A 22,956-nucleotide genomic window follows, 5' to 3' on the forward strand; every position below is an offset into this window, starting at 1 on the left:
GAGAGTGTAATCATGACGGAAAATTATTTAGAATTAAACCATGTATCCAAAGTTTTTCAACGAAGAACTGGAGATATTGTCAAAGGGTTAGAAGATATTACTCTCTCTGTAAAACAAGGTGAAATTATTGCTATTATAGGAACAAACGGAGCAGGAAAGTCGACGTTATTTAATGCACTTACAGGGCATATCGAACCCGATGAAGGAAGTATCTTATTAAATAATACGGATATTACACAAATCCCTCAAATTAAGCGTGCCAGTATTGTAGCAAGAGTGTTTCAAAATCCAAGTATGGGGACGGCTCCTCGAATGTCTGTATTGGAGAATCTAATGTTAGCAAGTAAACGTGGTAAAAAACGCGGTTTGTCTTTATCATTAAATGCTGAAAATAAAGCTGAAATGGCAGAGTATATTTCTCAATTTAATTTAGATTTAGAGAAGCGCTTAGACTTACCCATAGAATATTTATCTGGTGGACAAAGACAAATCATCTCATTAGTGATGGCAACGATTCAAAAGCCACAACTATTATTATTAGATGAGCATACATCAGCGTTAGATCCACGTACTGCTAAACAAGTCATGGAAATGACACACAAAATGGTAACAGAAAACAATTTAACTACTTTAATGATTACCCACCATATGCAAGACGCAATTAAATATGGTGACCGAATTGTTGTCCTCCATCAAGGAAAAATTGCGAATGTATATAGCAAAGAAGAAATTGCTAGTTTAGAAATTGGACATTTGCACGAACTTATGGAAAAATTAGTAGAGATTGAAGCAAATGCTTCTTAAAAGAACTTGATATAGAAAGTGATGATAATATGCACCTGAATTCTGATGATGAAGTCATCTTGCTTGGCTGTTCAAACGGACTAGACTTAGATGAACAAGTAAGATTAAAGATAACATCTTTATATGATTGTTTGGTTAATGAATTTAATCTCAAAGTTAATATAAGCCCTACTATATACATAGATCCGATTAATAATGAAACACATGACGCTACTTACCGAAAAAAAGAATTATACAATGCCTTGATAGAGCCTAATATCAAAGCTATTTTCGACTTATCAGGAGGAGACTTAGCGTTAGAAGTATTAAACCAATTTACTGAAGATGATTGGCGAGCAATTGAGTCTATCTCTGATAAATTTTATTTAGGTTATAGTGATAATACAGTGATTATTAATGCATTATTATTAAAAACAAACGTTAAAGCTGTAAACTTTTTAGCAACTAATATTGTCAAAGACAAATCAGGCATTGCAAAAGCTAGTTTTAAACGTGTGTTATTTAATAATGAACGGATCGATAGAGGAAGTACAACACCAAACAAATTAGATGAAAGTGCAATTATTATAGGTGGAAATATCCGATGCTATTTAAAATTAGCCGGGACACTTTATTTTAACCTTGATAATGCTGAAGGATTACTACTTGAAGGTCAGTCTGGTGATATTAATAAAATGCGCAGCTACTTTTCACAACTTGATTTATTGAATATTTTGGATAGAATGAAGTTTGTAGTTATTGGCCAGTTCAGTGAAATAAAAGAAAAAGGCCAAGAAGACGAATTATACAAATTAGTCCAAACTTATCAGAATAAATATAATTTTAAATTATATTTTACGGATTATGTCGGACACCATGAAGCCGTATATCCATTTATAATGAATTAGTTTCAGTGTCATCATTATTGTGAAAAATAACTATATATTGTGTCGTATTTAACGAAGCGATCAATATGTAATTGTTTTTTGTTTGGAAATAAAGTATGATGAGTTTATTAGTTCAAAGAAAGAAGGTCATATCCATGTCAAAAATTACTGTTTATTCAAAACCAAATTGTATGCAATGTAACTTTACGAAAAAATATTTAGATGATAAAGGTGTCGAATATTCTACACTCGATGTGTTTGCTGATGAGGAAGCACTTAATTATATTAAATCATTAGGCTTTCAATCCCTTCCTGTAGTTGAAATCGATGGGGAAGATCCTTTTAACGGTTTCCGTCCAGATTTATTAGCAAAATTAGCTTAATCAAAAAAATTCCACTCTTTAAAGTTAGTCAATAACTTAAGGAGTGGATTTTTTTGATTAGTGTAAGTTCAACTTGTTCAAACAATTGATTTAGCATAGCTAGAAGGGCTTAAACCAAATTCCTTGCTAAATGCTCGAGAGAAGTACTGAATCGAACCATAGCCAAGATAATCCGCTATTTGCGATAAGGTCATTTGCGTTTCTTGAATCATTTGTTTGCTTCGGTTTAATCGAATAGTATTTATATAATTTTTTGGTGTTGTATTTGCGTATTTATTAAATAACGATTGTATGGTTGATCTTGATAATGAGAAATGTTCTACTAAATCACTCACTTGATTTTGGTCTTCAACATGTGCATCAAGGAAATCGACCATAGCTTGGAATAATTCATTTTCATAATTTTCACGCATCGATGTGGTTGGCTTTTCGGTATGATTCGCTTCACCTTGAACAATTTTAAGTAGAATTAATTTTAAGTTTAATAACACTTCATCATCTGTATATCTATCATTGGTTGTAATGTTCGATAATTCAATGATTCGTTCAATTAAAGCTGTGTTTTGAGAACCTAAGTGTATGATTTGATTTGTTGCTGTAGGAGTTAAACCCTTTGCATCAAATATAATAGATAAATAAGACGTTATTCCATCTTTTGTAATACTTTGTTTTCTTACTTGTCCTGGTTGATAGATAAAGCAATCATTCTTTTTAGCAACATATTCCTCATCATCAACATGATGAATTAACTCACCTTGATCAACAATAATAAGTTCGTAATAATCACCTGGAATTGATAGACTTTCGAAAGGCGCCATCTTAATTTGATAGAACAAAGTATGTAGTTTTTCAAGTGTTAGTTTTGGTTCGTATTTTCGAATCGCAATTTTTTTTGCTGTAGGAACTGTCTTAGGAGAATCTTTCCCAAGAGGTTCCATAAAAATACTACATTCTTCTGTGATAGCGAGAGTGTTAAAATAGACACCTGGGACTAAATCAATACTATTAGTTAAAATAAATTCTTGGTAACTTGTCTCATCTTCAGGTGTTGTAGTTAACACAATTAATGCAAGTCCTATATCAGAAGTTAACCTCACTGATTGATTAAAACAGAAAAATAGCTCAGAATCACTCTTTTGAATTTGCATCCGTCTATTTATCTTTTTAGATTTTAAAATGGAAGACTCATCCATAATTGTATAAAACTCAGAATGATTATTCGACGTTGTTTTCAAGTGCATTTTTTCACCTCTACCCATTCTACTTGTTAGTTCAGATAACATTATACCTTAAATATTAATTCTTTACTAATAATTATCTAAATTAGTGATTTCTTTTTGTTGATTTAATCAAATTGAATCACAGTTTTTTTGTGTGTTAAAGTAAAAGTGTTGAACTTATTTCTTAAATGGCGTAACATATCGGCTGAATGTAAATTTAGAAAGGAAAGGGATGCGATGTCTAGTGTAAGAATGGCTCTAATTGACGATCATTTTCTCCATGGGCAAGTTGCCGAACTTTGGTGTAGCGAAGTCGAGAGTAATCTTATTATTGTCGTGAATGACAAACTTTCAGAAAATAAAATGCAACAAGGTCTTTTAGATATGGCAGTACCGGATGGGATTACATGTCGTTACTATAGTATGAGTAAAGCTATAAAAATGTTAAATAAATTGAATCCAGAAAAACATCCAATATTAATCTTTGAAACAATAGCAGATTTGAAAATTATTATGAATCTTGGCTTTTCTATCCCATTAGTCACGTTAGTGAGTGTACCTCCTTCAGGTGGAGGAAAAACAATCGCACCTGGAGTCTCATTGAATAGTCAACAAATTAATTGGTTGTCATCAATTTCAGAACAAGGAACAAAGGTAGAGGTGCGCCAAACGCCGGATGAAGAAAGCGTTCTGTTATAGTTCATTTTTATGTGCCCTAACAATTATTTTGTTGGTTTTTTTGCTATATCAAACTTTAAACACTTTAAGATTAAAATTTACTAATAAGAGCGTAAACTAGTCTAGTAATTATGATATAATAGCTTGTGTATATTTAACTTAATAGAACGGAGGGCTTGCTTGAATAATAAATCACTCTTACGTCGATTATTAAAGCAGTTAGGGAATCGGAATAATAAAATGGGCATTGGCTTATCAACCATCATTATTATTTTGGTTATATTCTTTGCACCTGATTTATTAAATTTTGATTCATCCAATACGGTCATTGATAATCAGGACGCCGAAGTAATTTCAAGTGAATTTAATGGAGATAATTTTGAAGTATTACCGACATTAAAAAAGATTCCAGTGGAACTTGTTTCTGTAAATGATGGAGATACCATGCGAATTGCTTTGAATGGATATGAAATTCCCGTTAGATACTTAATCATCGATACACCAGAAATGAATTATGACAGTGACGATCCCGCACCATTTGCTCAGGAAGCTAAAGAAATGAATGAAACTTTACTTGAGGAAGCGGATCAAGTATATATCGAACTAGATGTTGGTCCACCTACAGATAATTACAATCGTATATTAGCCTATGTGTATAGTGATGATGTGTTAGTGAATGAAGTATTATTAGAAGAAGGATTAGCTCGAGTGAGATATGTCAATCCGCCTAATAATTCATATGAGAAACTTTTAAGAGAAGCTGAGGATCATGCTCAAAATGAATCATTAAATATTTGGAATTAAATAGTAAATAAATTGGAGTTGAGTCAATGAATAAAATTAACAAGATATTAATAGTCAACCGCGGTGAAATCGCCATTCGAATTATCCGTGCGTGTAAGGAATTAGGCATTGAAACTGTAGCGATTTATTCCAAAGAAGATATCGGATCGCTCCATAGACAAAAAGCCGACCAATCGTATTTGGTAGGCGAAACATTAAGTCCGACGGGGGCTTATTTAGATATTGAAGGTATTATTGCTTTAGCTAAAGAGAAAAACATTGATGCCATTCATCCAGGTTATGGTTTCTTAAGTGAGAACTATGAGTTTGCGAAACGTTGCCAGGAAGAAGGGATAATCTTTATTGGTCCAGAACTACGTCATTTAGAAATGTTTGGAAATAAAACGCGTGCGCGTGAAACAGCCATCGTTGCAGGATTGCCAATCATTCCAGGTACAGTGACAGATGACAATTCATTAGAAGACGTGAAAGCTTTTGCCAAAGCACATGGTTATCCGATTATGTTAAAAGCTGTTAGCGGTGGTGGCGGTAAAGGAATGCGTATTGTTTCGTCTGAAGACGAGATTGAGAGTGCGTATGACCGTGCAAAATCCGAAGCAAAAAACTCTTTTGGTGATGACCGTATGTATGCTGAAAGATACATTAATGAACCAAAACATATTGAAGTACAGATTTTAGGAGATACACATGGCAACGTCGTACATTTATATGAAAGAGATTGCTCGATTCAACGTCGTCATCAAAAAGTTGTTGAAGTGGCGCCTTCTTTTAATTTAAGTCCTGAAATGCGTGAAAAATTAACAGATGCTTCACTACAATTAATGAATCATATCGAATATCTTAATGCCGGTACTGTAGAATTCCTAGTTTCAGGAAATGAATTTTATTTCATCGAAGTAAATCCACGTGTTCAAGTTGAGCACACAATTACAGAATTAGTTACTGGTTTAGATATTGTTCGTACACAAATTTTAATTGCGGATGGTGAATCATTATTTGATCAAGCAATTGGTTTCCTAAGCCAAGAAGACATTCGTTTAAATGGTTACGCTATTCAAGCACGTGTCACGACAGAAGATCCTTTAAATAATTTTGCACCTGATTCTGGTAAGATTATCGGTTACCGTTCTCCAGGTGGGATTGGTGTTCGTTTAGATGCTGGTGATGCTTATAGTGGGGCGAATATCACCCCTTACTATGATTCATTACTTGTTAAAATTTCAACGTATTCAATTCACAAAGATGGTGCGATTGCTAACTTAAGACGATCTTTAGAAGAGATGAGTGTCGTGGGTCTAAAAACTAACATTCGTTTCATTGAAAACATTATTAAACACCCACAATTTATCTCTGGTGAATATGATGTATCGTTTATTGATACGCACAAGGAATTATTCGATTTTGTCCCACCAAGAAACCGTGGGAATAAACTATTGAAGTATATTGCGAATGTTACTGTCAATGGCTTTCCTGGAATTGAAAAAACTGAAAAACCTCACTTTGAATTGAGACAAGTGCCTAAATTCAAAGGTCACCGTACAAATATTCACCGTGAATCATTCAGTACACCAGGAGAAATTTGGACAAAACCGCACGATGAGAAGACTTTATCATTTAAACAAATATTAGATCAACAAGGACCCGAAGCTGTCTCTAAAGCAATACTAGAAACGGAAAACACATTGCTCACAGATACAACCCTGCGTGACGCACATCAATCTGTTTTAACGACACGTTTAAGAACGACAGATATGCGTGAAATTGCGCCGTTTATGAATGAAACAATGCGTGACTACTTCTCTTTAGAGATGTGGGGGGGAGCAACATTTGATGTCGCTTATAACTTCTTGAAAGAAAGTCCATGGCAAAGATTACGTGACTTACGTCAATTAATCCCAGATATTCCATTCCAAATGTTATTACGTGCTTCAAATGCGGTAGGTTATAAAAATTATCCAGATAATTTAGTAAGACAGTTTATTAAAACGAGTGCTCAAGAGGGCATCGATGTCTTTAGAATTTTTGATTCACTTAACTGGTTAGAAGCGTTAAAATTCCCAATTGAAATAGCGTTAGAGACTGGAAAAATCGTTGAAGGAACAATCTGTTATACAGGCGATATCCTAAATCCACAACGTTCAAGTTTATACACATTAGATTACTATGTAAATATGGCAAAAGAATTGGAAGCACTCGGTGTCCATACGATTGCGATTAAAGATATGTCAGGTGTCTTAAAACCTGAGGCAGCTTACCAACTTATCTCTGCATTGAAACAAGAAGTGTCGTTGCCAATTCATTTACATACACATGATACAACAAGTACTGGAGTGGCTATTTACTCAAGAGCGATTGATGCTGGAGTGGATATTGTAGATACTGCTAATGCAGCTCTATCGGGTCAAAATTCACAGCCAGATGCGAATGCCTTGTACTATACACGTCTAGGCCTTGACCGTAATATTAACGTGGACGTTGAAGCGAATGATATCATGCAAAATTATTGGAAAGAAACACGTAAGTATTACACGCCGTTTGAAAGTGATTTAACAACTGCTTGGACAAAAGTCTATGACTACGAAATGCCAGGGGGGCAATATAGTAACTTACGTATGCAAGCACAATCCTTAGGGTTAGGTGATCGCTATGATGCAGTCTTAGACATGTATCACCGAGTAAACTTCTTATTTGGTGATATTGTTAAAGTGACACCATCATCAAAAGTTGTCGGAGACATGGCATTATTCATGGTTCAAAATGATTTAGACGAAACCTCTGTTATTGCTCAAGGAGAGACGTTAGACTTCCCACAATCTGTTATTTCTTTCTTTAAAGGAGAGATAGGTCAACCGGCGGGGGGGATGAATAAAGAATTACAAAAAGTAGTCCTTAAAAATGACACAGCGATTTCAGACCGACCAGGGAATCACTTAGCACCTTTTGACTTCAAAGAAGCGGAAGAAGAATTGAATGAAAAGCTATATAAAGCTGTGGATATGAACTCAATATTGAGTCTGGGAATGTATCCTAAAGTATTTAGAGAATATTTAAACTTTATTGAAGATTTTGGTCAAGTTGATATAATTGACACACCAACCTTCTTTTACGGTATGAAGTTAAATGAACGTATCGTCGTTGATATTGAACCAGGTAAAACCCTCTTAGTAGAACTAACAAGTATTGGACCACTTAAAGAAAATGGTACACGCATTGTTTACTTCAATCTAAATGGCATGCATGAACAAGTAGAGATTATTGATAATAATGTTGATTTATCTTCAGTAGCTCGTCCAAAGGCAGATCGTTCAAATCTGAATCATGTCGGAGCGCAAATGCCTGGTTCGGTATTTAAGGTAAATGTTAAAGAAGGTGATCATGTGAGACAAAATGATGTATTAATTATTACTGAAGCAATGAAAATGGAAAATGCGATTCAAGCACCTAAAGCTGGGGTAATTAAAAGGATCTATGTGAAAGAACAGGATCAAATTACAGCAGGAGACTTACTGATAGAATTCGAATAAGGATGCGTGAATGTTGAAAAAGAGATTAAATAATATAAAATTAATAAGTTTATTTCTCGGTATAATACTTCTCCTTTTAGGCTGCCAATTGGCTAGCCAAGAGGGGGAATCAATTGCTGAATCTGAGGAAGTTGGCAGTGAAGAAGTGGTTGACACTTCCGATGAGAATGAATCGGGCAGTGATTATGAAGTGGTGGATTCTGTAACGATTCGCTCTATTGGGGATGTTTTAGTTCATGATACGGTTTATTATGATGCGGATACTGGGGATGGTTATAGTTTTGATCATATGTTTGACGGGGTTAGACCGTATTTAGAGAATGCGGATATTACTACAGCGAATCTAGAGATGATCACAGCGGGGAGTGTATTTGGACCTTCAACATACCCAGCTTTTAATTCACCTGAAGAGATCATTGATGCACTTCAAAACGCAGGTGTTGACATCGTTAATAATGCAACGAACCATTCACTTGATTTAGGGTCAGACGGGGCACATGCTTCAATTAATGCCTTACAAGAGCGTGATATGATGTATGTTGGTAGTTATGAGTCATGGGACGATTATAATACATCTCGCATCATCGACGTAGGAGATATGTCAGTTGGTTTTCTGTCGTATGCGAATGATGCGAATGGAAACTACTTACCAGAAGATCAAGAATACTTATTATCACTCATTGATTTGGATTTAATCCCACTAGAAGTTGAGCAATTGAATACGGAAGTAGATGTATCAGTTGTCATGTTCCATATGGGGAATGAGTATGATTACTTACCTAACACATGGCAATTAGAAGTTATGCAAACAGCGCGTGATGCTGGAGCAAACTTTATTCTAGGCGGACACCCGCATGTCTTACAACCATTTATTAATTATAATGAGAGCCAAGCAGGAATGTTCTCACACGGGAACTTTTTAACTGGACAGTATGAAATTGACACAAAAGTCGGAGGTATTACCGAATATACATTTAATAAACTTGGTAATGGTGAAGTTGTCTTAGATTCAATGCGATTCATGCCGACCTTTAATTTCGGTATGCCAGAGACTCCGGTATACTCTGTAGTTCCTTTAGCAGATGCTGATGAATATGGCTTAGCTCAAGCCAGTGAGTTGTATGCTGAATTAGAACAAAGAATGCGATATTATACTAATAAAGTAGAAGTAGTTGAATACTTAGACTAATAGAGATAGTTTAAACAGTTAGTGAAAGCAAATCGATTTCACTAACTGTTTTTTTGTTGTCTAAAATAGCAATTTGAAAAGTTGTTAATTAAGTCAATAAATAAAATAATGGAAATGATACTTTTTTACGTATTTATATATGGAGGTGTTATTTATGAAAAAAATAATCATATCAATGACGTTATTAAATTTATTACTTAATTCTTTTGGTTCAATATTCGCACAGGAAGCACCAGCCCCTTACATTATTACTCAAGACATCAATTATGAATCGATTTCACTAGAAGATTGTTTAAACATATTACAAAACCCAACAGATGAAAGTCTTGAATCCGAATCAATCAAAAAAACAATTGAAGAGGTTGAGGCGGAATTACAGTTAGTACAAGAACAGTATAATGAAATTAATAATCATATTGCTTTGTTAGAAAGCGGGGAGGTGGACTCTCTTGACTGGGCAAATTCACAACTACTCATCGTTATCGAAGAGGTATATGCACTTCAAGCTGAATTGGACCCTGAGTTTATGTATTTAAGTGAAGAAGAACAATTAAATCTTGTAGCAAATCACGAATCAGTGTTGGAATGGCAAGCTTATATCCAAGAAATTCAAGTTGCATTAAATCAATTAATTGCCGATCGTAATGTCGTAGAACAGAACTATTCTAATTTGAATTTTACACTAAATGACTTACAAGCTAGTAAAGAAAACACGAGTCAATCTAAAGCCGCCTACAATGAGTGTCAGTTATATCCATATTCGTCTGAATATTTATCGAATGATCAAATATTACTGAATAACCAAACTTCATTAAACGATTATCTTGTTCAAATTGATTCGTATTTAGAAAAGATAATTGCTAAAGCTTATCGGAAAGTTGCTTTCGAAGACATCTATCGATTATATAGTGGCCAGTTAGATCAACAAGCTTTAGAAAATGCTTTAGCGGATAAACCAAATATCGTATTAGATAATCTAGCTTATGAAACATATAGTTACGCAAAAGAGTTAAGTTTGATTGATATAGAAACTTTGGCCCAATATGCTCAAAGAGCTTATATAAAAAATAATAACAAAGACGAATTTATACAGAGTTATCAAAAAGTAATCAACTTAAAAGAGAATCAATGGAATTATATTTATAGCATTAACACTGAGGCTTTTGAGCTCATAAAGAGCGAACTCGTTAATTATTTAAACTTAAATATGCACACAAATGAAGAAGCCATTGATTTAGTTCGCAGTATTCACCAAAGATATCAAGTGAAATTAGTATTTTTTGATGATAGTTCGCAACAATGGGTTACAAACTCGATGAGTTCGTCGGGTTATTATGATGAATATGTTCAGAATGATATTTCACCACAAACGTTAGAAGAATCTTTAAGTGATGAGTCGATTTCAGAATCAGAATTACAAAGTATCGATGACATTACTCTAGATGAAACGTTAGATGAAGTCCCTGATAACTTAGCTGGTCCTAATGATCATTTAGAATCATTAAAAGATCAACTTTCAAACGTTCGTAGTAATACAAATATAAAAGACCTTCCAAAACCAAATGCATCAAATTCGATGAATAATAAAAATAAAGAGAATACAAGTGAAAAAACAAATAAAGGCAATATCGAATTACCATCAACTGGTGAGAGGAGACCGATGACAATTATCGCTATAATCATCTTAGTTATTGGCTTAATTTTGTTATTTACGACCCTTCGTATAAAGCGTAAAAAAAGAGAAACGCTTCAAGATATCGAATTAGATTGAGCAATAAAATTGTTTTAAAGGTTAGATTTAAGGTAATATTTACTTATGAAAGAGAGGTTTTTAAAATGACAGCAGAAGAAAATGTGTTTTTAGAAATTGTAAAAGACTTTACGGAGCTTTCTCCGACTGAAGCAGATGAATTACTATCTAATGAAGAAGGTACTGTGGTATTTATCGGACGTCCCACATGTCCATATTGCCGCAAATTTGCACCTAAACTTCATAAAGTAAGTACAGAGCAAAAAGTTAAGGTGAATTTTGTAAATTCAGAACATCCTGATTATACTGATGAATTAAAAGACTTCCGTGAAAAATACGGTGTCCCGACAGTTCCAGGTATCCTATATGCTTATGGAAACGATGTAAAAGTCCGTTGTGATAGTTCTATGACCGAAGAAGAAATTGCATCGTTCGTTAATGCCTAATAAAAACGGATTAATCTAATAATATTCTTAGTATTAATAAGAATTTAGGTTGACAAACATTTCTCATTCTTTTAATATTATTCTAAATTAAATAGTCGTCGAAGATTTAAGAGAGTAAGTTTGTGTGAACTAAAAGCGATGTAGCAAACGGTGAAAGGCTGCAAAGATTCACTTTACTGAACCGCACTTAATAGACATATTAGTGAACTTATAGTAGCTAATATCGCATTCGCGTTATAAGTAAGTGAATTGATTATGTCAATTAAACAGAGTGGTACCACGGATATTTCGTCTCTATTTTTAATGTTATGCATTAAAAATAGAGACTTTTTTTGTATATTTGTATACACACAGACAGTTTAATTATTAGTTTGATCATTATTATAAAATTTAAGAGGAGAGATACTTATGGATATTATTCAAGAATATTACCCGCTATTTTTAAATGGAGCATGGTACACAATACAATTAGCATTCGTTACAGTCGTTTTATCATTACCTTTCGGAGCGGCCTTAGCTTTAATACGTATTTCATCAAACAAAATACTTAGCACGATCGCGCGTGTTTATGTAGAGATTATTCGTGGGACACCGTTACTTGTTCAAGTTTATTTAGTTTATTACGGACTTCCAATGTTCAATATTTATTTGGACGATTTCGTCTCTGCAGTATTAGCTGTAACCATTAACTCTACTGCTTATATGGGAGAAATCATGCGTAGTGGTATTCAATCAATCGATACAGGTCAGACAGAAGCAGCCAGAGCTCTTGGTCTGCCAAAATGGGTAGCTTTTAGAAAAGTACTTTTACCACAAGCGATTAAAAATATCTTACCAGCGATTGGTAATGAGTTTGCTGTATTAATTAAAGAAACATCAATTGTGTCAGTTTTAGGAATCAAAGACTTAATGTTTGCTTCGGATACTGTAAGAGGGGCAACTTATACAACTTTTGTTCCGTTATTATTCGCGGCGTTATTATATTTCATTTTGACATTCACAATATCACAACTAATGAATCTACTTGAGAATCGCTTTGCTAAAGCAGACAATTAATCTATTAATATTTGTAATAAATCTAATCGTATTTGTAATTGAAACATGCTACAATTGATATATCTATTACAAAATTCTAAGGAGTGTTCATTTTGGAGAGAAAATTAATGCGCAAACGTAAAGGGGAATGGATTACTGTTTCGCTTTCATTAGCAGCGCTTGTTGCCATTGGTGGATCACAATCAATCGTAGCAGCTCAAGAAATTTCATCGACTTATGTTGTACAATCTGGCGATACTTTATATTCAATTGCCAGCCGACATGGCCTTTCATTGGGGCAACTTAAAGAAATTAATGGTTTAAATAACGATATTATACTTCCTGGTCAAAGTTTATTAGTGAGTCAAAGTGCACAAACTGAAGAAATTTCTACTCCTTCAAATGACACACAAAGTCCTGATAACACAGAAGTTGAAACAAATACGTCACCAGTTGTAAATAACAACGCAAATACCGCAACAGCAACGGGATCAACTTATACTGTAAAATCAGGTGATTCATTATACGCCATCGCTGTTAAACATGGTGTATCAGTACAAAACATTAAAGATTGGAACGGCTTAACTAGCAATTATATTTATTCTGGTGACGTTCTGAATGTTTCTAAAGCAGGAACACCTGCACCAAAACCGACACCAACTGAAAAAGATAATAACCAGACTTCTGGAAATACTTCAACGACAAATGTGCATATTGTTAAAGCTGGAGAATCAGTTAATTTAATTGCACAAAAATATGGTGTGTCAGCAGCTCAAATTAAATCTTGAAATAAATTATCATCAAACTTAATCCATCCTGGAGATCGATTAGTTGTTTCTACTTCAGCTAATAATGGTGGAAATAATCATTCTGGAAATTCTAATAATGAAGCTGGAAACACAAATGAGAATTCAGGAAACACAGAATCAGCGAAAACTTATACTGTAAAATCAGGCGATTACTTATACTCAATCGCTAGTCGTTTCGGTGTAACTGTTCAGAACTTAAAAGACTGGAACAAGTTATCTAATAACTATATTTACTCTGGCGATGTTTTAAACGTTGCAAAACCAGGTTCAAACACATCGACACCTGCACCTAAACCAGACGATAATAACAATAACAGTAATGAAAATTCTGGAACTAAAAAAGTTCACGTTGTAAAAGCAGGAGAATGGGTAAGTAAGATTGCAGATCAGTATGGAATTACTGACCAACAATTAAAATCATGGAATAACTTATCATCTATCGTAATCCACCCAGGCGATCGTTTAGTTGTTTCAAATCCTAATAGTTCAGGAAATTCAAACACTGGTAATGATAGTGACAACGAAAGCAATAAACCAGAGACGACACCTGCTAAAACACATACGGTTAAATCAGGCGACTACTTATATTCAATCGCTAGTCGTTATGGAATTTCAGTTCAAAACTTAAAAGGCTGGAATAAATTAACAAGTAATTATATTTATTCAGGTGATGTGTTAATTGTTTCTAAACCAAACTCAACAACACCAGCTCCAAAACCAGATGATAAAGAAGAAGAAAAAGAAGAAAATAACAATACAAATAAACCTTCTAAAGTTCATGTGGTTAAATCTGGTGAGTGGGTAAGTAAAATTGCTAATCAATACGGCATTACTGAAACGCAATTAAGAGAATGGAATAACCTTTCATCTAACTTAATTCACCCAGGCGACCGTTTAGTTGTTTCTAAACCATCTAATTCTGGAAATAATTCAGGAAACAATGGTAATAATGACAATAACAACAAACCATCAACACCAGCAAAAACTTATACTGTTAAATCAGGCGATTACTTATACAAAATTGCATCAGCACATGGTATCACTGTTCAAAATCTAAAAGATTGGAACAAATTAACAAGCAATTACTTATATTCAGGAGACGTATTAATTGTTTCAAAACCAACAGGTTCAAATAATGGTGAAAACAATAATAACAACTCGGGATCTAGCAACCAATCAATTCCAGATTTATCTGGCGTAACTCCAGTATCAGTAAACTACGATGTGAAGTTAAATGGTACAACACAAGCATTAAGAAACACTTTATCTTATGCAGGTCGTACTCACGATGTAGTTGATTATTTTGGTCAACGATTTACAGTTAAACGTGAATTTGTTAAAGGCGGAACGAAATATATTGAATTATTAAATTCAAATGGAAGTATCGTAGGATATGTGCCTAAATCTGCTTCTGTAGATGTGCCACAAGGTAAGAATGTTGTATACCTAGATGCAGGTCACGGTGGAACTGAAACAGGTTCAGCTGCGAATAATCGAAAAGAGAAAGATTTAAACTTAAACATCACTTCTCAATTATCAACAATTTTACGTAACCAAGGATATATTGTTTATGAATCAAGAACTTATGATGAAACAATTCCTTTACATGAACGTCATTTAGAACCAAATAGCATTATGCCAGATGCATATATTAGTGTGCATCATAATGCAATGCCGATTCCAAATACGGCTCACGGTATCGTAACCTTATATCATGATCAATCTATCGATGAAAAAGGCTATGAGACAGTCGATCACAATATTGGAACAGACATTATTCCAGAAGGAAAACGTTTAGCAAATGCTATTCAAAATAGCTTAGTTGCTATAACTGGAGCGAATGATATGGGAACTCGTGCTAAAAACTTACACGTTACACGTAAGACAGACGTTCCGGCTACATTAGTAGAGTTAGGTTTCCAAGATCATGATGCAGAATTTAGGAAATTAATTAACCCTTCATATCAGAAGAAATTAATTAATGGACTTGTTAACGGAATCAATGCATACTTCGGTTTAACTCGCTAATTAACACATTTTAAATAAAAAATTTAAACGGGCTTCTTGCCCGTTTTTTAATTCAGGTGATTAAATGAATAACCAAGAATGGGACAACTTATTAAACATAGAAACGACTAATGAACGTGACTGGCAAGCAGCAATCTATGATTACCATCGCTTAGAATCAACGGATTATGAAGTATTAAGTCTATTATTTGATAATTTAACTGTTTCAAAAGAGGATGTGTTTGTTGATATGGGCTGTGGAACGGGAAGAGCTATGTTCTATGTTTACTATCGATTTGGTATTACGGTTAAAGGCATAGAACTTCATCCAATGACGTTTGAAGAACTAGAGAACAACAAAAAACAGTTTCGAAAGTGCTTTAAAATACCAAATAATGACATATATATCAAACATACTTACGCAGACGACTATCTAATTGAATCAAACGACTCAATATTCTATTTTTTCAATCCATTTGCATTCAAAATTTTTAAAAATATAATTAATAATATCTTGTACTCGGTTAAATTTGTTCGACGTCCAGTGAAACTCATCTTGTATTATCCAGAACGGGCTGTAATTAAATATTTGAAAGAAGAAACACCTTTTGAACTTATAAACAAAATAAAAATCCCCGGAACCTATGATTCCCGAGATTTTTTACATATATTTAGTTTATAGAAGGGCATTCTTAAGTATTAGACTGAATTGTTTTTGCCATCCATAAAATGTCATGCCATTCATCAAATTTATAGCCGAATTTAGGCATTTGACCCACTACTGTATAATCATTTTTTTGTAAGAAACGGTAACCAGCAATATTACTTGCAGTTAAATTCGAATAAAGTTGAACAATTCCAATTTGTTTTAATTTCTGTTCTAAGTTCTCATATAATTGCTGGCCTAAACCAGTGCCATAGTAAGAGGGTTTGATGTATAAATTGATAATACAAGTGTATTTATACGCTTGACGCTTTTCTTGAAAGTGATTAGCAAAAGCATACCCAATTATCTCATGATCTATTTCAGCTACTACAAAAGCCAAATGCTCAATAATCTTTTGCATAACTTTTTTATAATTTTCAATGGTAGGCACTTGGATGGCCATTGTTACAGTTGTATTCTCGATATATGGTTGGTAGATTTGTAAAATTTGATTTGCATCCTCTAATGTTGCATTTTTAAATGTTATTTTTGACAATGGTACACCTCTATATTTATATAATGCTTTAAGTTTAACAAATAGAGTAAATTAATGTAAGGTATAGAATAATATTAAGGAGGAGAAAATGATAAAAATACAAAATGATTGGCAACCTATTATCGAAGAAGCTACTAACACAGAATCTTATCAATCTTTAAAACGATTTTTAATCGATGAGTATGAAGAACATATCGTTTATCCGCCAATAGAAGAGATTTGGACTGCCTTTGAGTGGACACCCTACAAAGATGTTAAAGTAGTCATCATCGGCCAGGACCCTTATCACGGTCCAAATCAAGCACATGGATTAAGTTTTTCAGTTAAAGAAACAGTTAAAATTCCGCCTTCATTAAGAAATATCTATAAGGAATTGGAAAATGATTTAAACTATCCTCCAGTAAATCATGGTTATTTAAAAAAATGGGCAAAACAAGGTGTCTTAATGTTAAATACAGTTTTGACAGTGAGGGCACACACACCAAATTCCCATAAAAATATAGGCTGGGAAGAGGTTACTAATCATGCTATTGAAGCATTAAATGATTTAGACCATGCGGTTGTTTTCCTGCTTTGGGGAAGACATGCGCAACAAAAGAAAGATTTAATCAATACTAACAAGCATTTCATTATAGAGTCGTCACACCCGAGTCCATTTTCGGCTAGACATTCTTTCTTTGGATCCAAACCATTCTCCAAAGTAAATGCTTTATTAAAAGCAGATGGACAAACGCCAATTGACTGGAAATTAGACAATATTTAATGCTAATTATTTGACCTTATTTCATATGTATCATATGATAACGCTATCAAGACAATCTAGGAGGTACTCTATGAATCAGACAGTATTTACTAATTATTGGGTTAATCGCAGACAAAATATCCGCAAAGAACATGGTAGTTACCAAACCGAAGAAGAAGCAGTCAAAGGTATTGAGACCTGGTGGGAAATCCAAAAAGATAAATATTCAAATATAACTAAAACAAGAACGAATACTGGTGCATTGGAAATAAACTATGGAGATGATAATTATTTCTACAGAGTTGAAGAAAGAACTATCACTGATAAACTTCCCACTCGCTCTTATAAATTAAAATCTAAAGGTGAGATTGAGTCCCTTAGAAAGCAATTAAACCTTACAGACAAACAATTACTTTTTGATGAACTACCAGAGCCATACCGCGATCGATTAATCGTTGCAATGTCTAACAGTATTACACCACGTGAATTTTTATATAGTGAGAAAGGTGCACCATCCGTTAAGATTAATGAGTTAAAAGATTTACGTAAATTAGCATAAATTACTAAAATACTTCTTTTTAGAAGTATTTTTTATTAAGATTTAAAGATAAAGAGGGGTATAAATGAACAAGAATAAACAGATGAGTGCTGTAGTGGTTGAAGAATTCGGAGACTATCATAATTTACTATATAAAGAAGTAACTGAACCAGAAATTGATCGTAATCAAGTAAAAATAAAAATGGAAGCCGTTGGTGTCAATCCTAACGAATCTTATGTCTTAACTGGGAATTATAATTTATATATTCCAGAATTGCCATTTACACCTGGTTTTGATGGGGCGGGAGTCATCGAAGAGATAGGCGATGATGTATCTAATTTTCAAGTTGGAGATAGAGTGTTTGTTGGAACATTCCGTAAAGTGAACCAATCTGGAACGTATGCTGAGAAGGTAGTTGTGGATTCAGATATTGTGTTGCCTTTACCTGATAATGCCAGTTTTGAACAAGGTGCTGCCCTAGGTATACCTGGGTTTACTGCCTTTCATATATTATTCCAAAGAGCGAATCTAAAAGCTGGTGAAACAGTCTTTATCCATGGGGCAACTGGTGGTGTAGGAACGCTTGCTGTTCAGATGGCTAAATCCATTGGAGCAACCGTCATTGGAACTTCAAGCACCGAAGAAGGTTTACAAGCCATCTTAGATAATGGGGCTGACTACGCGATGAATCATTTGAATGACAACAATTTAGATCAGTTAAATGAGTATACAATCGGAGTGGGCCCAGATGTTATTATTGAATTCTTAGCTAATAAAAACTTAGAACTAGATTTACAATCCATCAAAACAAAAGGAAGAATTGTAGTCGTAGGAGCTCGGGACACCATTGAAATCTCTCCTAGACTCATTTTAAGCCGAAATATTAATGTTCTAGGTGCTTCGCTACCAAACTTAACTGAAGAGGATTACACAGAAGCGTCTGCTGGAATTATCGCCATGTTAGAACATGGTGTAATTAATCCTATTATTGGAGAAAGTGTCCCTTTAAGGGAAGTTCAAAAAGTACATGAGGATTTATTAACACGATCTGGAAACGGTAAATCAATCTTAAAACCGTAATATTATTTAAAAGAAATAAGACTCTGCTATGTTAAAAACTTAGCAGAGTCTTTTAGTTTAAAATTTAATTATTCATCTTTGTCTTTGCAGCGAGCAACTGGTTCTGTAGATTCTGGTGTTTCTGTAAGAATATTTGGAGCTGCGTCTTCTTTAACTCTATCAAGTTTCTTAGCTGAAATTGGAGCTTGTACTTCTTCTTTTATTATAAACGTTATCAATTAGTTCATATTTGTTATCAGATGACTATCAGGTTGTGTAGAAATATTATCAGATGAGTTACTTTTTAAAAATTCTCAGCGAAAATTTCATTTTTAGTGTAAAATGAAAATAAGGAGTGTTCTGATTTTATTGTATTTGACCACTCAATTAGCACAAATGAAATTAAATGTATAGGAGGCACATATGACAAGATTATTAAACGAAGAACAAGTGAGGAGTTTAATCACGGTTTCTGAAATTAATGAAGTAGTTGATAAGACGTTCGTAGGATTTGGCTTAGGTGAGATTGTGAATCCAACGAAGGTTACCTTAGATTTAGGTGAAACAGGAAATTGGCCACAAAATGAAGGCTTTATGAATGCTATGCCAGCTTATGTGGACTGGTTAAAAGTTGGTGGACAAAAATGGGTTGGTGGTTTTGCAGGTAAACGAAAAGAAATGAATTTACCATATATTACAGCACTTATTACGTTAATTGATCCTGAACTTGGTACATTTACTTCTGTAATGGAAGGTTCTTATATTTCAAATATGCGTACTGGTTCACAGGCAGCAGTAGCATTGAAATATCTTGGTAAAAAGGATTCTATTACAGTTGGAATGTTTGGTGCAGGTAAACAAGCTAGAACAGCTACCATTTGTATTGCCGATTTGTTTGATATTGATCGATTAGTTGTTTGGAATCATCGACGTTCTACTGCGGAACAATTTAAAGCAGAAATGGAACCTTTTGTTAAAGGCGAGATTATTATTGCAGACCCTGACCATCCTGAAGAAGCAACAGATAATGAAGCATTATTTACATTCACACCGGCACAAGAACCATTTATAACAAAAGAAATGGTTAAACCGGGAACAATCGTTTTCCCTATGGGATCTTTTGAAGAGGTAAGTGAAGATGTTATTATTTCAGCGGACAAAATTATCGTTGACCATGTTGACCAAGCTTTACACCGTGGAGTATTAAAACCTCTAACAAAAGATGGTAAAGTGACTGAAGATGATATTTATTGTACCTTAGGCGAGTTAGCTGCTAATAAAGTGACACTAGAAGATTATTCTAACGAAAAAATTATTTGTATACCTATCGGTACAGGAGCACTAGATGTTGCCGTAGCGGAGGTTGTACGCCGTCGCGCCGTTGAACAAAATATAGGAACGGAATTTGACTTCATCTAAAATAACATTAAATAATAAAACAAAGCCAGCCCTTAAAAGGCTGGCTTTGAGTGTATTAGAGACTAAAATCTAGTTCTGGTCCTTTAGGAACTATTCCTGTTGGATTAATTGTCTTATGACTAATATAGTAATGATCTTTAATATGTTGCATATTTACAGTATCAGCTACTCCTTCAAGATCGTAAATTTCACGTGTAAAACGCCATAGATTTGGATAATCCACGATACGTTTGAAATTACATTTGAAGTGGCTATAATAAACCGCATCAAAACGAACTAGGGTAGTGAATAAGCGAATATCAGCTTCAGTTAACTGATCACCGACTAGATATTTACGGTTCTCTAGGTGTTCTTCTAGCTCATCTAGTACTTTGAACACATTCGTAACTTCTTCTTCATAAACTTCTTGTTTAGTTGCAAATCCAGACTTATACACACCATTATTTACGTTATCGTAAACTCTATCATTCATAGCATCGATTTCGTCCATTAATGCTTCAGGTGAGTAGTCACCAGGTTTAGCACCAATGTCTTCAAAAGCTGAGTTAAGCATACGTAATATTTCTGAAGACTCATTATTAACAATCTTGCCGGTTTGTTTGTCCCACAATACGGGTACCGTCACGCGACCGCTATAATTATCATCTGCAGCTTTGTAAACCTCATATAAATAATGAGCATTATTAACTGAATCCTTAATGACTCCAGGTCCGTCTTCAAATGTCCATCCGTTCTCTAGCATTTGTGGGTTAACAACAGATAGAGATATAAAATCCTCTAAACCTTTTAACGCACGTATAATCAACGTACGATGAGCCCAAGGGCAGGCTAGTGATACATATAAATGATAACGTCCTTTTTCTGCTTTAAAACCACCATCACCTGTAGGTCCAGCACTTCCATCTGCTGTTATCCAATTGCGAAATTGCGAATCTTTACGAACAAAGCGACCACCGGTTTTTTCAGTGTCATACCAATTATCTTGCCATTGTCCATCTACTAATAATCCCATAATCATGTCCTTTCATATTCAATCGATACTTTGATTATAACATGCTTTTTATATTTTACGTAAAATTCACCTTATAAAAATGCGTGAAATACTAGTAATTTCTTCATCGTTCCGATATATATAAATGAATTCAGTTTATACCGAAAGGAGTGAATATATTATGATTAAAATGGCAATCGTTTATTCCGCGGAGACTATACAGACTAAATCCTGTACGGATCCTCCCACAAGTATTGGTAGTCACTGAAGTACATTAATGGAGGAAAACATTGAATACATAAAAAATTAGGGATTAGCAAAGAAATAAATATAGAAGCAAATCAATACCCTGAATTGTTTGTAGGCCGAATTTCTTCACAAACTAAAATATATATAAAGACATGGCAGATGACAATGAATTTACACCAGAAGTATCTGGAAAGTTTCGATATAACATTGATTATATATCTGATTATCCACCTGTTGCCAATTTTGTTAAGATTGATAAGTTGAGCGATAATGAAAGGCATGTAATTATGTATCATGTATTTAGACTTAAAACTACGATAATTTGATTAGCAACTGGAACATCGAATGATGAACAACTGGTAGTTACAAATGTCGATGCTGCATATATTTGTATGTCACTTAACAATTTCCTTTAATATCCGACGAATTGAAAGATACTGAAGTATTGTTTGGTATAGCTGAGCGATACCAGTAATCGTTCTAACAAAAGTAGATTTATGTGACAATTTAACTGAAAAGCTAATTGATTTGGATGATGTTGCGATTGGTGTTGAGGTCATAGTTACCACAACGTTTGATCCTCAATGTCTTGAATACTTAAAAAAAAACGATTATTGGCTGGTACAACTGTTTCATTTATCAGTTCATCTGGAGTTGAAAAAAACAATAATAATTATTTTTTTCTCGGTAAAAAATCTTGGAAACCGATGGGTTAATAAATGATGATAAAGGACGACATATTGTGAATTATTTATAAGTCAAAAGCGTGGATTTGTCATTGATACACCTGGTATACGAGAATTCGGATTTGAAAGTGCCGATATTACACGTACCTTCAATGATATAGATATTTTAGCTCAACAATGTAAATTTAATGATTGTACGCATACAAATGAACCCAAATGTGCTGTACTTAATGCTATAGCCGAAGAAAATATGCCATTGGAAAGATACGATAACTATATAAAATTTAGACGAGAGGCAAAATACGCAGGAATGAGTTCAAAAGAAATCGAACGAACAAAATTAAATGAAATGTTTAGAGATTATAGTGGCATGAAAAATACTCGTAAAATGCAAAAGCAAATGAATAATCAATAATATAGCTATTAGCTATGAAAAAGCCGAGTTATTTAACCCGACTTTTTTGGTATAAAAAATTTTGAATAGTTGTTTATAAAAGTATTCATAATATAGTTTGTATAATGCAAATCCAACAATTCAATTGATTTTTAAATAG

Annotated in this window: 22 protein-coding genes and 1 other annotated feature; of the genes, 18 read left to right on the forward strand and 4 right to left on the reverse strand. The window is 33.9% G+C overall.

What is annotated here, in order from left to right:
- Nucleotides 1–12 precede the first annotated feature (12 nt).
- From ACEN4N_RS03075 to nrdH, 3 genes are all read left to right on the forward strand, one after another.
- Nucleotides 13–804: an ABC transporter ATP-binding protein gene (locus ACEN4N_RS03075; protein ID WP_407090157.1), complete on the forward strand. Its 792-nt coding sequence runs from the start codon at nucleotides 13–15 to the stop codon at nucleotides 802–804.
- 29 nt (nucleotides 805–833) lie between these two features.
- Complete coding sequence (locus ACEN4N_RS03080) at nucleotides 834–1,691, forward strand: LD-carboxypeptidase (protein WP_407093648.1); 858 nt, start codon at nucleotides 834–836, stop codon at nucleotides 1,689–1,691.
- Between the two features lie 134 nt (nucleotides 1,692–1,825).
- Entirely contained in the window at nucleotides 1,826–2,053 is a 228-nt protein-coding gene (gene nrdH / locus ACEN4N_RS03085; RefSeq protein WP_407090153.1) for a glutaredoxin-like protein NrdH, read from the forward strand.
- A 77-nt stretch (nucleotides 2,054–2,130) separates the two neighbouring features.
- On the opposite strand, the gene ACEN4N_RS03090 is transcribed toward nrdH, so the two are convergent.
- Nucleotides 2,131–3,294 (reverse strand): AraC family transcriptional regulator, encoded by a 1,164-nt coding sequence (locus tag ACEN4N_RS03090; RefSeq protein ID WP_407093649.1) that lies wholly within the window; start codon nucleotides 3,292–3,294, stop codon nucleotides 2,131–2,133.
- Between the two features lie 216 nt (nucleotides 3,295–3,510).
- Between ACEN4N_RS03090 and ACEN4N_RS03095 the strand changes: the two genes are divergently transcribed.
- From ACEN4N_RS03095 to ACEN4N_RS03140, 10 genes are all read left to right on the forward strand, one after another.
- On the forward strand, nucleotides 3,511–3,972 hold the full coding sequence (locus ACEN4N_RS03095) for a PTS sugar transporter subunit IIB (protein WP_407090221.1): 462 nt from the start codon (nucleotides 3,511–3,513) through the stop codon (nucleotides 3,970–3,972).
- Between the two features lie 159 nt (nucleotides 3,973–4,131).
- Nucleotides 4,132–4,755 (forward strand): thermonuclease family protein, encoded by a 624-nt coding sequence (locus ACEN4N_RS03100; RefSeq protein WP_407093650.1) that lies wholly within the window; start codon nucleotides 4,132–4,134, stop codon nucleotides 4,753–4,755.
- Nucleotides 4,756–4,781: 26 nt separating this feature from the next.
- On the forward strand, nucleotides 4,782–8,279 hold the full coding sequence (locus ACEN4N_RS03105; RefSeq protein ID WP_407093652.1) for a pyruvate carboxylase: 3,498 nt from the start codon (nucleotides 4,782–4,784) through the stop codon (nucleotides 8,277–8,279).
- A gap of 88 nt (nucleotides 8,280–8,367) precedes the next feature.
- Nucleotides 8,368–9,468, forward strand: a complete 1,101-nt coding sequence (locus ACEN4N_RS03110) for a CapA family protein (protein ID WP_407093653.1) — start codon at nucleotides 8,368–8,370, stop codon at nucleotides 9,466–9,468.
- A 154-nt stretch (nucleotides 9,469–9,622) separates the two neighbouring features.
- Nucleotides 9,623–11,239 (forward strand): LPXTG cell wall anchor domain-containing protein, encoded by a 1,617-nt coding sequence (locus ACEN4N_RS03115; protein ID WP_407093655.1) that lies wholly within the window; start codon nucleotides 9,623–9,625, stop codon nucleotides 11,237–11,239.
- A 65-nt stretch (nucleotides 11,240–11,304) separates the two neighbouring features.
- Nucleotides 11,305–11,664: a thioredoxin domain-containing protein gene (locus tag ACEN4N_RS03120; RefSeq protein WP_407093656.1), complete on the forward strand. Its 360-nt coding sequence runs from the start codon at nucleotides 11,305–11,307 to the stop codon at nucleotides 11,662–11,664.
- A 92-nt stretch (nucleotides 11,665–11,756) separates the two neighbouring features.
- Nucleotides 11,757–11,963: a binding site (T-box leader), on the forward strand.
- A 109-nt stretch (nucleotides 11,964–12,072) separates the two neighbouring features.
- On the forward strand, nucleotides 12,073–12,720 hold the full coding sequence (locus ACEN4N_RS03125) for an amino acid ABC transporter permease (protein ID WP_407093657.1): 648 nt from the start codon (nucleotides 12,073–12,075) through the stop codon (nucleotides 12,718–12,720).
- A gap of 92 nt (nucleotides 12,721–12,812) precedes the next feature.
- Entirely contained in the window at nucleotides 12,813–13,487 is a 675-nt protein-coding gene (locus ACEN4N_RS03130) for a LysM peptidoglycan-binding domain-containing protein (RefSeq protein WP_407093658.1), read from the forward strand.
- A 693-nt stretch (nucleotides 13,488–14,180) separates the two neighbouring features.
- Nucleotides 14,181–15,536, forward strand: a complete 1,356-nt coding sequence (locus ACEN4N_RS03135; protein ID WP_407093660.1) for an N-acetylmuramoyl-L-alanine amidase — start codon at nucleotides 14,181–14,183, stop codon at nucleotides 15,534–15,536.
- A 64-nt stretch (nucleotides 15,537–15,600) separates the two neighbouring features.
- Nucleotides 15,601–16,197, forward strand: a complete 597-nt coding sequence (locus ACEN4N_RS03140) for a hypothetical protein (RefSeq protein WP_407093661.1) — start codon at nucleotides 15,601–15,603, stop codon at nucleotides 16,195–16,197.
- A gap of 10 nt (nucleotides 16,198–16,207) precedes the next feature.
- On the opposite strand, the gene ACEN4N_RS03145 is transcribed toward ACEN4N_RS03140, so the two are convergent.
- On the reverse strand, nucleotides 16,208–16,717 hold the full coding sequence (locus tag ACEN4N_RS03145; protein WP_407093663.1) for a GNAT family N-acetyltransferase: 510 nt from the start codon (nucleotides 16,715–16,717) through the stop codon (nucleotides 16,208–16,210).
- Nucleotides 16,718–16,805: 88 nt separating this feature from the next.
- Here ACEN4N_RS03145 and ACEN4N_RS03150 point away from each other — a divergent pair, with 88 nt between their 5' ends.
- The 3 genes from ACEN4N_RS03150 to ACEN4N_RS03160 all read left to right on the forward strand — a co-directional run bounded on the left by ACEN4N_RS03150 (nucleotide 16,806) and on the right by ACEN4N_RS03160 (nucleotide 19,078).
- Complete coding sequence (locus tag ACEN4N_RS03150) at nucleotides 16,806–17,480, forward strand: uracil-DNA glycosylase (protein ID WP_407093664.1); 675 nt, start codon at nucleotides 16,806–16,808, stop codon at nucleotides 17,478–17,480.
- Between the two features lie 70 nt (nucleotides 17,481–17,550).
- Nucleotides 17,551–18,018: a hypothetical protein gene (locus ACEN4N_RS03155; RefSeq protein ID WP_407093666.1), complete on the forward strand. Its 468-nt coding sequence runs from the start codon at nucleotides 17,551–17,553 to the stop codon at nucleotides 18,016–18,018.
- A gap of 64 nt (nucleotides 18,019–18,082) precedes the next feature.
- Nucleotides 18,083–19,078 carry an NADPH:quinone reductase gene (locus ACEN4N_RS03160; RefSeq protein WP_407093667.1) on the forward strand — a complete coding sequence of 332 codons (996 nt, stop codon included), beginning with the start codon at nucleotides 18,083–18,085 and terminating at the stop codon, nucleotides 19,076–19,078.
- A 68-nt stretch (nucleotides 19,079–19,146) separates the two neighbouring features.
- Here the strand turns inward: ACEN4N_RS03160 and ACEN4N_RS03165 are convergent, their stop codons facing one another.
- Entirely contained in the window at nucleotides 19,147–19,296 is a 150-nt protein-coding gene (locus ACEN4N_RS03165; protein WP_407090211.1) for a hypothetical protein, read from the reverse strand.
- Between the two features lie 184 nt (nucleotides 19,297–19,480).
- On the opposite strand from ACEN4N_RS03165, the gene ACEN4N_RS03170 reads away from it, so the two are divergent.
- Nucleotides 19,481–20,476, forward strand: coding sequence for an ornithine cyclodeaminase family protein (locus ACEN4N_RS03170; RefSeq protein WP_407093668.1), 996 nt, complete (start codon nucleotides 19,481–19,483; stop codon nucleotides 20,474–20,476).
- 55 nt (nucleotides 20,477–20,531) lie between these two features.
- Here ACEN4N_RS03170 and ACEN4N_RS03175 read toward each other — a convergent pair whose 3' ends face one another.
- Nucleotides 20,532–21,488: a glutathione S-transferase family protein gene (locus ACEN4N_RS03175; RefSeq protein ID WP_407093670.1), complete on the reverse strand. Its 957-nt coding sequence runs from the start codon at nucleotides 21,486–21,488 to the stop codon at nucleotides 20,532–20,534.
- A 1,164-nt stretch (nucleotides 21,489–22,652) separates the two neighbouring features.
- Here ACEN4N_RS03175 and ACEN4N_RS03180 point away from each other — a divergent pair.
- The gene (locus ACEN4N_RS03180; protein WP_407093671.1) at nucleotides 22,653–22,817 is read left to right on the forward strand and encodes a hypothetical protein; all 165 of its coding nucleotides are present in this window, start codon (nucleotides 22,653–22,655) and stop codon (nucleotides 22,815–22,817) included.
- Nucleotides 22,818–22,956: the final 139 nt, after the last annotated feature.

This window comes from Ruoffia sp. FAM 20857, from assembly GCF_045528645.1.
Taxonomy (GTDB): Bacteria; Bacillota; Bacilli; order Lactobacillales; family Aerococcaceae; genus Ruoffia; species Ruoffia halotolerans.

Bases quoted from the DNA above. Each gene is read 5' to 3' on its own strand.
- ACEN4N_RS03075 (WP_407090157.1), top strand. From the start codon at position 13: ATGACGGAAAATTATTTAGAATTAAACCATGTATCCAAAGTTTTTCAA.
- ACEN4N_RS03080 (WP_407093648.1), top strand. From the start codon at position 834: ATGCACCTGAATTCTGATGATGAAGTCATCTTGCTTGGCTGTTCAAAC.
- nrdH (WP_407090153.1), top strand. From the start codon at position 1,826: ATGTCAAAAATTACTGTTTATTCAAAACCAAATTGTATGCAATGTAAC.
- ACEN4N_RS03090 (WP_407093649.1), bottom strand. From the start codon at position 3,294: ATGCACTTGAAAACAACGTCGAATAATCATTCTGAGTTTTATACAATT.
- ACEN4N_RS03095 (WP_407090221.1), top strand. From the start codon at position 3,511: ATGTCTAGTGTAAGAATGGCTCTAATTGACGATCATTTTCTCCATGGG.
- ACEN4N_RS03105 (WP_407093652.1), top strand. From the start codon at position 4,782: ATGAATAAAATTAACAAGATATTAATAGTCAACCGCGGTGAAATCGCC.
- ACEN4N_RS03115 (WP_407093655.1), top strand. From the start codon at position 9,623: ATGAAAAAAATAATCATATCAATGACGTTATTAAATTTATTACTTAAT.
- ACEN4N_RS03120 (WP_407093656.1), top strand. From the start codon at position 11,305: ATGACAGCAGAAGAAAATGTGTTTTTAGAAATTGTAAAAGACTTTACG.
- ACEN4N_RS03125 (WP_407093657.1), top strand. From the start codon at position 12,073: ATGGATATTATTCAAGAATATTACCCGCTATTTTTAAATGGAGCATGG.
- ACEN4N_RS03140 (WP_407093661.1), top strand. From the start codon at position 15,601: ATGAATAACCAAGAATGGGACAACTTATTAAACATAGAAACGACTAAT.
- ACEN4N_RS03150 (WP_407093664.1), top strand. From the start codon at position 16,806: ATGATAAAAATACAAAATGATTGGCAACCTATTATCGAAGAAGCTACT.
- ACEN4N_RS03155 (WP_407093666.1), top strand. From the start codon at position 17,551: ATGAATCAGACAGTATTTACTAATTATTGGGTTAATCGCAGACAAAAT.
- ACEN4N_RS03160 (WP_407093667.1), top strand. From the start codon at position 18,083: ATGAACAAGAATAAACAGATGAGTGCTGTAGTGGTTGAAGAATTCGGA.
- ACEN4N_RS03170 (WP_407093668.1), top strand. From the start codon at position 19,481: ATGACAAGATTATTAAACGAAGAACAAGTGAGGAGTTTAATCACGGTT.
- ACEN4N_RS03175 (WP_407093670.1), bottom strand. From the start codon at position 21,488: ATGGGATTATTAGTAGATGGACAATGGCAAGATAATTGGTATGACACT.
- ACEN4N_RS03180 (WP_407093671.1), top strand. From the start codon at position 22,653: ATGCCATTGGAAAGATACGATAACTATATAAAATTTAGACGAGAGGCA.